Genomic DNA, 15,057 nt, shown 5'->3' on the forward strand with positions numbered 1-15,057 from the left:
TATGCAATCTTTTTTTGACACACACCACCTAAATCTACGACCTGTTGAACCTGAAGATATTGACACATTGTATCAATGGGAGAACAATACAACACTATGGGAAGTAGGACAAAGTTCTATCCCATTTTCTCGTTATGTTCTCAAACAGTATGTTGAGACCATCAATGATGATATCTTTGCGGCCCAACAACTGAGACTTATTATTGAAGAGAAAAGCTCAAAAGAGGTACTTGGGGCAGTCGATCTTTATGATTTTGATCCTCTTCATCGAAGAGCGGGAATTGGAATCCTAATTTTCTCAAACAAATATCAAAGAAGAGGTTATGCAACAGAGGCACTAGAGGCAATTGAGAAATATGCCTTCCATTTTTTAGGTCTACATCAGATTTATGCAACCGTTACAGATGACAATAGTGCAAGTATTAAACTCTTCGAGAGGTTAGACTTTGAACACACCTCAACAAAAAAAGATTGGATACGAAGAGGAGGTAAATGGATGGATCAATTGCTATTTCAGAAGATCACACCATTTCAACAACGAAAGTTTGAGTAAGGAGGAATCATCTCGATAAAATCATAACGGTGATTCTTTCGATCTAGCTTACAACAATAGTGGTTAAGTCCATTGGTTACCACAAGGTAGTCCACATTAAGGTCTAGATTATAGTTTGCGATTTGATTAAAGACATCTTGCGTTATTTTAACAGAAGGAGCCTTACATTCTACTGCTAATACAGGTGTTCTCTTGTTATTAAAAACAACGATATCACTCCTTCTATCCAAACCATTGACCTTAGTTGCATATTCAATAACCATTAAGGATGCGGGATATTCAAGATGATTAACCATATAGTGAGCAAAATGCTGACGGACCCACTCCTCTGGCGTAAGACGAACATATTTTGATCTAAACATATCCCATACATAAGGTTTGTCATCCTGCTTTTTGCCTCGTAACTTTGCCTTTGGAAGATTTAATTGGATCATTTTAAATATTATATTTTTTGGTAGTTGCTATTATTATGATGTACTTGTAAAATATAGACAAAAATAAGTTTCTTTGCACAAACAGAAAACCTTATTGTGTCCTATCTGTCATACCTAATAGATATTACATGATAATTTCTTAAAAATGAATTAAGTATGAAGACCAAAGAAGAGATAACACAAAATTGGCTTCCACGTTATACTGGAAAAAACCTAGATACTTTTGGTGAATATATTATTCTCACCAACTTTCAATACTATGTACAAGTATTTGCTAAACTATTTGATGTACAGATCGAAGGTGAAGGTCGATCTATGCCCAATGCGACTGCGAATGACATGACCATTATCAACTTTGGAATGGGTAGCCCAAATGCTGCAACAATCCTTGACCTACTTAGTGCTATTTCCCCAAAGGCTGTATTATTTTTAGGTAAATGTGGCGGATTAAAAAAGAAGAATGATTTGGGAGACCTTATCTTGCCTATTGCAGCTATTCGTAGTGATGGTACATCAAATGATTATCTTCCACCAGAAGTTCCTGCATTACCAGCATTTAGCTTGCAACGAGCAATCTCGTCAGCAATTAAAAGTTACAATCGAGATTATTGGACTGGAACCGTGTTAACCACCAATAGAAGAGTCTGGGAATACGATGAAAGGTTCAAGAAATATTTACGCAAAACAAGAGCGATGGCTGTGGATATGGAAACAGCTACAGTATTCACTGTTGGCTTTGCAAACCAGATACCTACAGGAGCACTTCTTTTAGTTTCTGATCAACCGATGATTTCAGATGGAGTTAAAACAGAGAGCAGTGATAAAAAAGTAACAGAGAACTATGTAGAAGAACATATTCGTATTGGTATTAGTGCACTCGAAGTACTTCGTGACGGTGGAGAATCTGTAAAACACCTTAAATTTTAACCGTTATGAGTTTTCATAATATCTTAAAAGATATTGAACAAAAGAAATTCTCTCCTATCTATTTTTTAGAAGGAGAGGAGTCTTTCTATATTGATGAAATCACCAACAAGCTTGAAAGCACAGTACTAACCGAAGATGAGAAAGCATTTAACCAAACGACTCTTTACGGTAAAGACACTGATGTTAATGAAATAATGCTTGCAGCCAAAAGATTTCCAATGATGTCTGAACACCAACTAATCATTGTAAAAGAGGCTCAAAATATTCGTAACATTGAAGCAATAGATTCCTACTGCAAGAATCCTCTTCAAAGTACTATATTGGTCATCAATTATCGTTATAAGAATATCGATAAGAGAAAGGCACTTGCGAAGACTATCAAAAAAAATGGGGTGCTATTTGATGCAAAAAAACCCTACGAAAGTGATATACCCAATTGGATAAATAGCAGAGTAAAATCCATGGGATACACTATTGATCCAAAAGCAACGATGCTTATTGCAGAATCTATTGGAAACAGTCTAGCTCAACTTTCCAACAATATCGATAAACTAAGTATTGGTATTAAACCTGGAGATAAGATTACCCTTGAAAATGTTGAAAAGAATATTGGCATCAGTAAAGAGTTCAATAGTTTTGAGCTTCAAGATGCTATTGGAACAAAAGATGTCGTAAAAGCAAATCTTATTGTAAATCATATGGGTGGAAACCCAAAACAATATCCTTTTGCTGCGAACATTGCTGTTCTATATAACTATTTCAAAAAGCTTCTTATGATGCACTATGCCAAGGTGAAATCAAAGGATGAACTAGCAAGATTTATGGGTGTACACCCTTTCTTCTTGACTGGATACTCTAAAGCTGCAAGAAACTATAACATACGTAATGTCGTAGCAATTATCGGCCTGCTTCGTGAATATGACCGACTTTCAAAAGGTGGAGCACCAACGAATACTACTGAAGGGGATCTGTTGAAAGAATTAGTTTATAAAATAATGCACATTTAATTCATTATGATTTTATCTATTACTACACTGCTTTGTATTACCATAGGAATTGTTTCATATTACTCTTTTCAAGACATGTCTCTATTTGAGAAACTTGAATTTAACTCATATAAAATAGTTCATAAGTCTGAATACTATCGTTTATTCACACATGCTTTTGTTCACGGAGATTGGAATCATCTAATCATAAACTTATTAGTACTTTATTCATTTGGATCAAATGTAGAAGGATTCTTCATTGGCAATTTTGGAAGCTTAGGATCAATATATTACATACTTCTTTTTGTCTTATCACTACCTATTTCATCTATTGTAGATCTTATTAAATACAAAGACAATCCACACTATAATGCAGTAGGAGCATCTGGTGCCGTTTCTGCAATTCTATTTTGCTCTATATTCTTAAACCCTTGGGGGAAAATATATTTCTTTGCAGTATTACCTATTCCAGGTGTACTTTTTGGAGCCGGATACATATATTATAGCTACTATATGGGACAGAAAAACAGCGATAATGTTGGGCATTATGCACATCTAACAGGTGCTCTATTTGGTTTTATCTATCCGTTATTTATTAACTTCAATAAATTTCTTACTCATTTCATTCAGCAGTTCTAATTTCAATGCAACACCCCTCTGAAAGATATATCAATTATGATGGGATTATGGTCCCAAGAAATGAACCGAAGATATCTATTCCAGACCATCTTCATTGGGATCATAATGTGGAGGTGTGTATTCGATACACTGATGAAAATTTTATTCTCTCTAATCCCATATGGGCTGATCTTATTAGAAAGTCAGGTGTTATGGGATTATCCATTCCTGACTCTATATCAACACATGTGCGCTTTGAAAGAGAGCTTTTGAGAACAATAAAACAGAATGAAGTGTCTGATACAATAGCCAAGGTAACAATCCTTTCCAACCAACATTATTGTATTCAACTCTTTCATCCAACCACCTCTTTCTGGGAAACCAAGAAAGAAGGATGGTGGTCCGAAGTAAAAAGCTTTCCAGACCTTCTACATCTTCCATATTGGTATCGTCATCAGAAAATATGGTCCTCTATGAATGCCATGGCATCTGACATGGGATATGATCTACTATTTATATTAGACCATCAAAAACATATAATAGAAACATCTAGAGGAGGCTTTTTTATTGTCAAAGCAAAAAAAACAACCTATATCGGAGACCTGAAACATATTAACAGTATATCAAGTCAAGTGGTACGGAACTACATTAAAGAAGTTACAGTTCGAAGCTTTATTTCTGAAGAAGAGTTACTACAATCAGATGAAATATTTATACTAGATAACGCCAATGGATTACAGTGGATTTTAGCCATGGGGCAGAGAAGATTTTTTAGTATTACAAGTAAAAACATCTTTAGGTGGCTCTATGAACATCATAGATAAAAACAGAATACAGACTACTTGTTTCATATGTCACCCAGATAATCAGGTTTATCTTATCACAACCTTTATCCAACTAAAGCCACATTACTCACAATCTAATTCAGAGATGGGTGACGCGGGAAATATTTCCAACTCGAATAATGCTCACCTAATTGCGTTAGAGTATCCTCCCAAAGCATAATACTAGGTGGAAATACAGAGATCATACCCGGAGCTATAACTTTCCAATTCTTCATCTCTATCTCGTCTTTTAATTGCTTTTCAGACCAACCAGAATAACCGAGGAAAAATCTCACATTATCTTTTGTTGCATAACCGCTACTAAGCATACTTTTCAACTCCTCAAGATCTCCACCCCAATAAAGTCCCTCTTCTATTTGAACACTTCCACTCAAGATATCCCCAAGAGTGTGAATATAGAACAAACGATCCGTATCTAAAGGTCCTCCATAAAAAAGATCACAATCAGTATCAGGAAAGCCATCAATCAAAGCCGATGCCTTATAAGGAACCAATTGATTCAACACAAAACCAACGATCCCTTCATCTGTTCTTTCAACAATGTAAATCACGGAACGTGAAAAGAATCGACCTACCATAAATGGCTCCGCAATCATAAAAGATCCTTGTTTAAAAGAATCGGAATTATTTATCTCAAGAAAGTCCTTATTAAATATCTTCATATCATTCTTCCATTACAACGAATACCTTTTCATGCCGTTTCTTCATATAGAAACGCTCTCTTGCATATTTCTCTAAGTCACCATTATTTTCCGACAACTCCTTCAAACGCTGTCGATTCTTCTCAATAGAAATTCTATGTTGCTCATGGACCCTCTTTAGCTGCTTCAACTCCTTTTCATGTCGTTTAAAAGCAATATAAGAGTGTGAATCTAAAAAGAAACTCCAAAAAAGGAATCCAACAAATACAGAAAAGAATGCAAAACGTGATGTAATACGATACTTTGCTTTTAATCTTAACATAGTCTTGTTTAATAATATAACACGAAGATACAACGATTGGTTGACTTTATTAGTCTCAATTCCATAAAAACACACTACTCTCCACGATCCTAATATCTAAATAAAGTTCAGTTCATTATAGAAGAACAAGGTACACTCCATTCATTAAAATTAGCTTCACAATAGCAACAAAATCACTACCCTTATACATATTTAAACATTTAAAGCACATAACAAAACACTAAATATTATTTTTCCCAATACATTAGTAGCACTACATATTGTTAAATCTATAAATTATTATGAAAAGACTATTTCTTTCTCTTAATATATTAATTGTGAGTATGATATTATGCCAGCAAGAAGCATTGGAAATAACAAGTAAAACTGTTGATGCTATTGCCTTTGAGATTTTACCTACTATTTCTAAGAGCGAAGCACAAACAAAATTCGCTAAGATTCTTTCTAAAGCAGTATACAACGACGAAGCAATAGAAACAATGTAATACAGATTTTGGTAATAAAATAATGTTTGTAATAAGACCAGAATGAAAAGAATATTTTTTTTACCCCTACTACTACTTGTATTATACTCATGTAGTAAAGACGAACTGCCCGTATCTAAGGAATTGCCAAAATCAGCTTTTGGCTCATATCAACTAGTAGAGATGGTATCGAATAGATCTATTGATTTTAATGATGATGGACAAGATTTCAATTCCCTTCTTTATCAATACGAAAAAGGATATAATGGCAATCCGATACGATACACAAAAAAGGAACAGATGACATCGATTATCGGATCTACTATTGAGATCAATATCCCTCGAAATGTCGAATATGATCCTTTTTCAAAGATCAATAAACCTCACTTCAATTACGCCTTAAGTTGGAGGGCATCATTTGAATCAAGAGAGAATATAGATAATGACTTCTTATTACTTACTTCAACAGGTCTTGAAGTTGATAGTAATAATCATGGAGAAGGAGATATTTCCAATATTATTTATAAAGACGGAAAACTAACAGCATATGCATTAATAGATTGTTATGATTTTAAAACCAATAAAGTCTTAAAACTCAACATTAAATGCACCTTTGTTCGTCATGCATATTATCCAGAAGATGCAAGCAATATTGCTAAAAATACACCGATCTATTAAACCTAATATAGGATCGATGGTTTGATTGTATCGTACTTTAACAGTCAGAATGGGGAAATTATTTCCTCATTCTGATTAATTATTACATTGATGCTTCTTCCATTTATCATTATATCAACCACTTGCTACGAAAACAACCAAACATATAGTTTAAACCCATAAGTAAGCAAGACGATAGTGATCCATTCCTCAATGAATATTGACATAGGATTAAAGGCAAAGCCATATACTATAACAACCATAGTGCTTTAGAACAAATTTAATAACTCAATGGAGATATAATCATTGACTTTCTGTGTAAATTGAACTAACTTCATTTCTACGAAGACAACCTCTATATTAAACAATTACCTCCTCCGATTATTTGTTTTGTAGGAAAATCGACACAAATACCATCCATTTAATAGCAGCTACACTAAGTCGTAAGCAATGCTAAAACATCATTACTATGAAAAAAAACAATACGGAAGCATTTTGATTTAGAACAGTTCAACTGCTAGAGTCATTATGCACAAAAAACATATTCCATTGAGATACATAAAAAAAGGGCTTCATCTCGAACCCCTTTTTTTATGTATCTCAATAATATACTTGTATTATTCTATTTCAGGTCTAAAGTTTGGGTACATATAGTGTGTTGCAGGGACAAAAGTCTCTTTGATCGTTCTAATCGATGTCCAACGCAATAGGTTAAACACAGAACCTGCCTTGTCATTCGTTCCAGATCCACGTCCACCCCCAAAAGGTTGTTGTCCAACAACAGCTCCTGTAGGCTTATCGTTAATATAGAAATTACCTGCACTATGACGTAATGCTTTCACCAAACGGTCAATCTCATACCTATCGTTACTTAAGATAGCTCCAGTCAGTGCATACATTGAAGTCGTATCGACTAAAGATGCCATACTATCGATATCTTCGTCTTCATAAATATACAGAGTAATAATTGGACCAAACAGCTCCTCTTTCATAGTAAAATAGTCTGGTTTCTTTGCAACGACAATAGTTGGATCAATAAAGAAACCTTTCTCTTCACTATAGGTTCCTCCCCAGAAAATTTCAGCATCCTTATCTTCTTTCACCTTATCAATACACCCTGCAAGCTTAGTAAAACTTGCCTGATCAATTACTGCATTTACAAAATTAGAGAAATCCTCTACAGGACCAACCTTAATATATTTCAACTGTTTGGTAAGTTCTTCTTGTAGTTGACTCCACATAGAACGAGGAATATAAGCTCTAGATGCTGCACTACACTTCTGTCCTTGGTATTCAAATGCACCACGTACAATTGCAGTAGCTACTTCTGTTGTATCTGCACTAGGTGCTGCAAAGATAAAGTCTTTCCCTCCTGTCTCTCCGACAATACGCGGATATGAACGATACTTTGATATATTATTTCCAATAGTTTTCCATATCGATTGGAAAACAGCAGTAGATCCAGTAAAGTGAATTCCAGCAAAATCAGGACTATTAAAAACGACATCAGCAGTATCTGGCCCTGAACTATGAACTAGGTTGATAACACCATCAGGAAGACCTGCTTTCTTAAAAATCTCCATTACAACATGAGCAGAGTAGATCGCAGTCTTCGATGCTTTCCACACCACTGTATTTCCCATCATTGCAGGTGCCGCAGGTAGGTTTCCAGCAATAGCAGTAAAATTAAAAGGAGTCAAAGCAAAAACAAAACCTTCCAAAGGTCTAAACTCATTATAGTTCCAAATACCTTTTGATGAAGCTGGCTGCATCGCATATATCTCGGACATACACTGTACCCCAAAACGTAGGAAATCGGCCAGTTCACATGCTGCATCAATTTCTGCCTGATAAGCATTTTTGGATTGAGCCAACATGGTTGCTGCATTAATTTTATATCGATAAGGTCCGCTAATCAATTCAGCCGCTTTTAAGAAAATAGATGCTCTATGATGCCATGGCATGGTCTCCCATGCTGGCTTTGCCTCTAAAGAAGCATCTATAGCCATCTGAACATGCTCTTTTTCTCCTATATGATAATAACCAAGAAGGTGTGCTAAATCATGAGGTGGACGTATCTGTTCTCTATTTTCTGAATAGACGGACTGTCCTCCAATAATCATTGGTAGTTCAACCAACTCAGATCTCCATTCATAAATTGCTTTTTGTAGTCTTTTTCTCTCTAGGCTTCCTGGCTCATATGTATAAACGGGTTCATTAGTAGCTTTGGGTACTCTATAAAAACCATCTGTCATAACTGTAATATTTTGAGTAATTCTTAATTAGGGTTAAATACTTTATAACAAAGGTATATAGTTCACAATCCATATTTACTAACAAAAATCATACAGACACCACATTCTACTTATACATACCTATTTTATGGGGCTATTTAAATTCAAAATGAAAGAATAGTTAACAATTTAATAATACTAATTAAACAAATAAAAAACATCTTATGTTTATGAAAACAACGACATACAAAACCAAAAGATGATCAAAAAAGATCAATATCAAACTATGTTAACTAATATTGGTCCTACCAATAGTTGGCATATAAAAGTAGTACCCCTATTTTAATGAGGTAAACTTATTATATCATATTAAAACAATGTATTACCCTAGGAAATCACCCACCCCTGACAGATCTATATAAAAAAAGGCTATCTCATAAGAGACAGCCTTCATATATTCTTACTTTGACAAAGAAGTATTAGCTTCCGAAATCATCAAAGTGGATATTTTCTTTTTCAACACCTAAGTCGAATAACATATTCTCAACAGATGAGTTCATAATTGGAGGTCCACACATGTAGTATGTGATATCTTCAGGAGCCTCATGATTACGTAGGTAATTCTCAAAAATAACGTTGTGAATAAATCCTGTTGGTCCTTCCCAGTTGTCCTCTGGTTGTGGATCAGAAAGAGCCAAATGGAATTCAAAATTAGGGAAATTCTTCTCTATCTCACGGAACTGCTCATAGTAGAACACCTCTCTCCATGAACGAGCACCATACCAGAAAGTAACTTTACGAGTCGTATCTTTCACAGTATTGAAGATATGGAACAGGTGAGAACGCATTGGCGCCATACCTGCACCACCACCAATAAACATACGCTCTTGATCATCATCATGCAAGAAGAACTCTCCATAAGGTCCTGAAATCGTGATCTTATCTCCTGGTTTTAAAGAGAAGATATATGAAGAACAGATACCTGGATTAATCTTCTGGAAACCGCCGTTTACACGATCAAAAGGAGGCGTTGCAATACGGATATTCAACATGATAATGTTACCCTCTGCAGGGTGGTTAGCCATTGAATAAGCACGGAATGTAGGCTCAGGGTTAACCATCTTAAGATCAAAGATACCATGCTGATCCCACTCTGGCTTATACTCATCAGAAATATCAAATTTACTGAAATCAACGTCACATTTTGGAACGTCAATCTGAATATATCCACCCGATTGGAAATCTAGAGTCTCTCCTTCTGGTAGCCTAACTACAAATTCCTTAATATAGGTGGCAACGTTGTCATTAGAGACAACCTCACACTCCCATTTCTTAACTCCCATTACCTCTTGAGGAACACGGATATCCATATCTTCCTTTACCTTCACCTGACAAGCCAAACGCCAATTGTCTGCTTGCTCTTTTCTTGTAAAGAAACCTGTTTCAGTAGGAAGAATTGATCCTGCGCCACTATCCACTTGAAGACGACACATTCCACATGTACCACCTCCACCACAAGCAGAAGGAAGAAGAATTTTTTCATTTCCTAGTGTACTCAATAGAGTTGCACCAGGTTCCGTCTCAATTGTTTGGTCACCATTGTTGATATCCACCTTTACTTTTCCCTCTGGAGTAAGCTTTTTCTTTACATATAAAAGCAAACTTACCAAAAGAAGGATCACTAAAAGGAAGATCACGACACTCGTTATAACCACTTTCAATTGGCTTATATCTAGTAGTATCATTTTATCTTTTTATTATTCTGTCGTTAATAAATCTTACTTAGGATTAAAGTTTGATTCCCATAAATCCCATAAATGCGATCCCCATCAATCCTGTGATGATAAAGGTGATCCCCAATCCTCTCAAAGGAGCAGGTACATTCGAGTACTGGATCTTCTCTCTAATTGCAGCCAAAGCAACAATAGCAAGTAACCAACCCACACCAGATCCTAGACCATAAACAGTAGCTTCTCCGATGTTAACGAACTCTTTTTGTTGCATAAAAAGAGATCCACCAAGAATCGCACAGTTTACTGCGATCAAAGGAAGGAAGATACCTAAACTAGAATAAAGAGCTGGAGCAAACTTCTCCACAACCATCTCTACCAACTGAACCATTGCAGCAATAATTCCGATAAACATGATAAAAGACAAGAAGCTTAAATCCACTTCAGCAAAACTTGGATCTAACCAAGACAGTGCACCTGGACGAAGAACTTTAGTTTCCAATAGGTAGTTCACAGGAAGAGTGATACCCAATACAAAGATAACCGCAAGTCCTAATCCAAACGCTGTATTTACCTTTTTCGACACAGCTAGGTAAGAACACATTCCTAGGAAGTATGCAAATACCATGTTATCGATAAATACCGATTTGATAAATAAATCAATATAATGTTCCATTTGTATATAATACTTTAAAACGATTAATCTTCAATTAATTTACGGTCATAACTACGTTGTACCCAGATAATCACACCAACAGTAATCAATGCCATTGGAGGTAGAATCATCATACCATTATTTGAATAACCTAGATCATAAAAACATTGAGGAATCACATGATATCCCAACAAAGTTCCTGATCCCAATAATTCACGGAAGAAGGCTACAATAATCAAAATTAACGCATAACCCGCTGAGTTACCAATACCGTCTAAGAATGCTGGACCTGGCTTATTACCTAATGCAAATGCCTCAATACGACCCATCAAAATACAGTTTGTAATAATCAAACCAACAAACACGGACAACTGCTTACTTACATCATAAACAAATGCACGCAATACTTGGTCTACCAAGATCACTAAAGCAGCGATAACTACAAGCTGAACAATAATACGGATACGATTAGGAATCGTATTACGCAACAACGAAATAATCACGTTTGCACAGGCCAATACAACCATTACAGACAAAGACATGACAATCGCTGGTTTTAGCTGAGCTGTTACCGCCAAAGCAGAACAGATACCCAAAACCTGAGTTGTGATAGGGTTCTTACTGCCGATAGGATCAGTAAGCAGCTTTATATTTTTCTTTGAAAATAATTGACTCATCTTATTTTACTTTTTTGATAAAGTTCTCATACAACTTAAGATCGTCACCTACCATCGCTTGAAGCCCTTTCGATGTAATAGTTCCACCAGAAATAGCGTCCACACTATGTGCAGGGTCCACTATTGATTTCTCACTAGCTTTAGCTACAATGATTGACACAAGTTTACCTGACTTATCAAAGATTGTTTTCCCTTTGAATGGCTTCTGAAAAGCAGGGGCAGCAATCTCGGCACCCAAACCAGGAGTCTCACCTTGGTGATCAAATGTTGCACCATAAATTGTGTTCATATCATCATTCAATGCTATATATCCCCAGATAGGTCCCCATAGACCTGCTCCATACAATGGAATGATATACTTCTTTCCAGCATCGGTCTGAGCAACAAAAACTGGCAACAATTTTTTAGATGTATCTTTCTCAGAATACTGAACTTTTAGGTTTACAGTAAATGCATCACCCTCTACTTTCTCTCCTTTATTATTTACAACAAAAGCTTCCTTGATAACTTCTTTGTATTTAACTTCTGCATTAGAAGCATCTACAATTACATTTACCGACTTAAGGATATTTTGTTTCTTCTCTATTGCTACGTTTTTCTGTTGGAAAGGCTTAAGATTTACTGCTGCCAATGCCAAAATGGCTGCAACAACGACCACCATTACCGAAGCATAGATAAACGTATATGAATTGCTATTCTTATCCATTTTACTAAATTAATAGGTTTAAGCTTTTGCACGTTTTAATCTACGCTTGATATTTCCGGAAACAACACCGTGATCAATAAGCGGAGCAAAAGTATTCATTAATAAGATTGCTAACATCATACCTTCTGGATATGCTGGATTCATAACACGGATAATTACAGCTAGAACACCAATAATAAATCCATAATACCATTTTCCTTTTTCTGTTTGTGCTGCAGAAACAGGATCAGTAGCCATAAATACCGCACCAAATGCAAATCCACCAATAATAAAGTGATACCAGAATGGCATATCTGTCATATAAGGATTACTTCCAAATAGATTCATCAAGATTCCAACGAACGATGCACCTAAAACAGTCGATACCATAATCTTCCAACTTCCAATACCTGTCCAAATTAGAATCACTGCTCCAATCAAGATAGCCAATGTAGAAGTCTCTCCAATAGATCCTGGGATAAACCCTAAGAACGCATCCATTGGTGAAAAATTACCTAGATCCAAAGTTCCTGTCGTTACAGCCTCAGCTGCTTTTGCCAATGGCGTCGCGCCAGAAAATGCATCGATAGCTTTCTCTCCTCCGAGCGAAACCCATACCGACTCCCCTGACATCTGCGAAGGATAAGCAAAAAACAAGAATGCACGTGCAACCAACGCTGGGTTCCAAATGTTCATTCCTGTTCCTCCGAATACTTCTTTACAGAAAACAACAGAGAATGCTACGGATACAGCAATCATCCACAAAGGTGTATTTACTGGCATCACCATCGGAATCAACAATCCACTCACTAGGAATCCCTCATGAATTTCATGCCCTTTCAACTGTGCCGTGACAAATTCAACGCCAAGACCCACACCATAGGATACGATTATTGCTGGCAATACACGCAAAAAACCGTAGAAAAAAGTCTCCATAAAAGAAGCCGTTGCACCTACAGCAAGATTGTGTTGATAACCAATATTATACATCCCTACCAACAGGGCAGGAATCAATGCCAATACCACCATAGACATAGTACGCTTAAGGTCTGTATAATCCCTTACATGCGATCCTATTTTCGTTGTATGATTTGGCACGAACAAAAATGTCTCAAATCCACCAAATACAGATTTGAACATATGTAACTTACCGCCTTTTTCAAATTGCGGTTTCTGTTTGTCAATCCAGTTTCTTAATGCTTTCATATTCTAATATTGATTCAAAAGAATAAGACAAGAGTAAAGTGCTCTCTATCCCTATCCTAACTCCTTGATCATTGTGTTAATACCATCGCGAAGAATCTTCTGGATATCGATCTTAGAAGTACATACATACTCACATAGAGCAATGTCCTCTTCAATCACTTCATATATTCCAAGTTGTTCCATCTTATCAATATCATTGACCAAGATTGATTTAAACAACTGAACTGGAAGAATATCCATAGGAAGAACTTTCTCATACTCACCTGTAACTACAAACGCACGCTCTTCTCCGTGGAAGTTGGTGTCCATCGTAAACTTTCTAGCCTTAGAACCTAACCAAGAAAAGAATGTTCTAGAAGGACTAAATTTACCAAGACCAGGTAAAGCCCATCCAAACATCTCATAGTAGTTTCCTTCTGGAAGAATCGTTACTTGATTTGAATAGAAAGACATATGTCCATCAATTTCCACCTGAGTACCAGTCAATACATCTCCAGAAATAATACGATTATTCTCAGCATCAATACTCTCTTGCATTACGGAAGAGATGTTAGCACCAATTAAAGTTTCCACATATTCCGGAGACTTCAATGGAGATCCAGTAAGAGCGATTACTCGTTTGGCATCATAAATACCTTTCTCGAACAAACGACCGATATTCACAACATCCTGAGGAGCAATAGTCCAATAGATATCTCCTTTGTTTATTGGGGAGATATGAGCAATTTGCACTCCAACATTACCTGCTGGATGTGGTCCAGAAAATTTAGTTGTCTTCACTCCTTGAATCGCTCCAAACATCTTATTCGATGAATCGGCTGGCAATCCTAAATGAACAGATCCATCTGTCAATTTTGACAAAGCATCAATACCTACCTGAAAATGCTTCTGCTCTTCTGCTAGAACAAATTCATAATCCGAAGCTAATGGCGCGGAATCAAAACATGAGATGAAAATATCTTTAGGAGTATCTGCTGGACGCGCTACGATACCGTAAGGACGCATCTTCAACATTGGCCATAATCCTGAAGTTAGTAGACTCTCTTTAATCTCTTCCCTCTTTAAGGAAGAAGGACTACCTTTCTGAAACTCTTCGTACACGATTTCATTGTCGGCTTTCACCACCACTTCCAAAATACGACGACGCTCTCCTCGAACCACAGCTACCACTTCACCACTCACTGGAGATGTGAATTTCACTTCAGGATTACTTTTATCGTAGAATAGAGGAGAACCAGCTTTCACTGTTGCTCCTTCTTTTACTGAAAGTTTTGGTGTCAAACCAGGGAAATCAGTTGGTTTAATCGCATAGGTTTGACTTGGAGACGCTTTTTTCATCGTCTTCTCAGCCTCACCTTGAAGCGGAATATTTAAACCTTTTTTAAGCTTTATAACGTTTGACATCGCAATGAATTAATTTTTT

At 36.2% G+C, this 15,057-nt stretch carries 17 protein-coding genes; 7 read left to right on the forward strand and 10 right to left on the reverse strand.

Annotated elements, in window-relative coordinates; all coding sequences use genetic code 11:
* The first annotated feature begins 1 nt into the window (after position 1).
* Positions 2–553, forward strand: a complete 552-nt coding sequence (locus tag K5X82_09070; GenBank protein ID QZT39034.1) for a GNAT family N-acetyltransferase — start codon at positions 2–4, stop codon at positions 551–553.
* Here K5X82_09070 and K5X82_09075 read toward each other — a convergent pair.
* Positions 532–987, reverse strand: coding sequence for a type I restriction enzyme HsdR N-terminal domain-containing protein (locus tag K5X82_09075; GenBank protein ID QZT39035.1), 456 nt, complete (start codon positions 985–987; stop codon positions 532–534). The genes K5X82_09070 and K5X82_09075 overlap by 22 nt on opposite strands.
* 156 nt (positions 988–1,143) lie before the next feature.
* On the opposite strand from K5X82_09075, the gene K5X82_09080 reads away from it, so the two are divergent.
* The 4 genes from K5X82_09080 to K5X82_09095 are packed head-to-tail and all read left to right on the forward strand — an operon-like array spanning position 1,144 to position 4,342.
* The gene (locus tag K5X82_09080) at positions 1,144–1,914 is read left to right on the forward strand and encodes an AMP nucleosidase (protein QZT39036.1); all 771 of its coding nucleotides are present in this window, start codon (positions 1,144–1,146) and stop codon (positions 1,912–1,914) included.
* A 5-nt stretch (positions 1,915–1,919) separates the two neighbouring features.
* Positions 1,920–2,921, forward strand: coding sequence for a DNA polymerase III subunit delta (gene holA, locus K5X82_09085; protein QZT39037.1), 1,002 nt, complete (start codon positions 1,920–1,922; stop codon positions 2,919–2,921).
* A 6-nt stretch (positions 2,922–2,927) separates the two neighbouring features.
* Positions 2,928–3,539, forward strand: coding sequence for a rhomboid family intramembrane serine protease (locus K5X82_09090; GenBank protein QZT39038.1), 612 nt, complete (start codon positions 2,928–2,930; stop codon positions 3,537–3,539).
* A gap of 47 nt (positions 3,540–3,586) precedes the next feature.
* Positions 3,587–4,342, forward strand: a complete 756-nt coding sequence (locus tag K5X82_09095; GenBank protein QZT39039.1) for a hypothetical protein — start codon at positions 3,587–3,589, stop codon at positions 4,340–4,342.
* Positions 4,343–4,437: 95 nt separating this feature from the next.
* Here K5X82_09095 and K5X82_09100 read toward each other — a convergent pair whose 3' ends face one another.
* Both K5X82_09100 and K5X82_09105 read right to left on the reverse strand, forming a co-directional pair.
* A complete protein-coding gene (locus K5X82_09100; GenBank protein ID QZT39040.1) occupies positions 4,438–5,025 on the reverse strand; it encodes a YqgE/AlgH family protein in 588 nt (195 codons plus the stop codon).
* A 1-nt stretch (position 5,026) separates the two neighbouring features.
* Complete coding sequence (locus K5X82_09105; GenBank protein ID QZT39041.1) at positions 5,027–5,326, reverse strand: septum formation initiator family protein; 300 nt, start codon at positions 5,324–5,326, stop codon at positions 5,027–5,029.
* Positions 5,327–5,607: 281 nt separating this feature from the next.
* On the opposite strand from K5X82_09105, the gene K5X82_09110 reads away from it, so the two are divergent.
* Together K5X82_09110 and K5X82_09115 are read left to right on the forward strand one after the other, a co-directional pair.
* Entirely contained in the window at positions 5,608–5,811 is a 204-nt protein-coding gene (locus tag K5X82_09110) for a hypothetical protein (protein ID QZT39042.1), read from the forward strand.
* Between the two features lie 42 nt (positions 5,812–5,853).
* Entirely contained in the window at positions 5,854–6,468 is a 615-nt protein-coding gene (locus tag K5X82_09115) for a hypothetical protein (protein ID QZT39043.1), read from the forward strand.
* Between the two features lie 596 nt (positions 6,469–7,064).
* Here the strand turns inward: K5X82_09115 and pruA are convergent.
* The 7 genes from pruA to K5X82_09150 all read right to left on the reverse strand — a co-directional run bounded on the left by pruA (position 7,065) and on the right by K5X82_09150 (position 15,038).
* Entirely contained in the window at positions 7,065–8,702 is a 1,638-nt protein-coding gene (pruA, locus tag K5X82_09120; protein ID QZT39044.1) for an L-glutamate gamma-semialdehyde dehydrogenase, read from the reverse strand.
* 458 nt (positions 8,703–9,160) lie between these two features.
* Positions 9,161–10,426: an NADH:ubiquinone reductase (Na(+)-transporting) subunit F gene (nqrF, locus tag K5X82_09125; protein QZT39045.1), complete on the reverse strand. Its 1,266-nt coding sequence runs from the start codon at positions 10,424–10,426 to the stop codon at positions 9,161–9,163.
* Positions 10,427–10,469: 43 nt separating this feature from the next.
* Complete coding sequence (gene nqrE, locus K5X82_09130) at positions 10,470–11,087, reverse strand: NADH:ubiquinone reductase (Na(+)-transporting) subunit E (GenBank protein ID QZT39046.1); 618 nt, start codon at positions 11,085–11,087, stop codon at positions 10,470–10,472.
* Between the two features lie 23 nt (positions 11,088–11,110).
* Positions 11,111–11,743, reverse strand: coding sequence for an NADH:ubiquinone reductase (Na(+)-transporting) subunit D (locus K5X82_09135; protein ID QZT39047.1), 633 nt, complete (start codon positions 11,741–11,743; stop codon positions 11,111–11,113).
* 1 nt (position 11,744) lies between these two features.
* A complete protein-coding gene (gene nqrC, locus K5X82_09140; protein ID QZT39048.1) occupies positions 11,745–12,449 on the reverse strand; it encodes an NADH:ubiquinone reductase (Na(+)-transporting) subunit C in 705 nt (234 codons plus the stop codon).
* Positions 12,450–12,467: 18 nt separating this feature from the next.
* Positions 12,468–13,634 carry an NADH:ubiquinone reductase (Na(+)-transporting) subunit B gene (locus K5X82_09145; GenBank protein QZT39049.1) on the reverse strand — a complete coding sequence of 389 codons (1,167 nt, stop codon included), beginning with the start codon at positions 13,632–13,634 and terminating at the stop codon, positions 12,468–12,470.
* 51 nt (positions 13,635–13,685) lie between these two features.
* The gene (locus K5X82_09150) at positions 13,686–15,038 is read right to left on the reverse strand and encodes a Na(+)-translocating NADH-quinone reductase subunit A (protein QZT39050.1); all 1,353 of its coding nucleotides are present in this window, start codon (positions 15,036–15,038) and stop codon (positions 13,686–13,688) included.
* Positions 15,039–15,057 lie beyond the last annotated feature (19 nt).

It is taken from the genome of Prolixibacteraceae bacterium (assembly GCA_019856515.1).
Lineage (GTDB): Bacteria > Bacteroidota > Bacteroidia > Bacteroidales > Prolixibacteraceae > Halosquirtibacter > Halosquirtibacter xylanolyticus.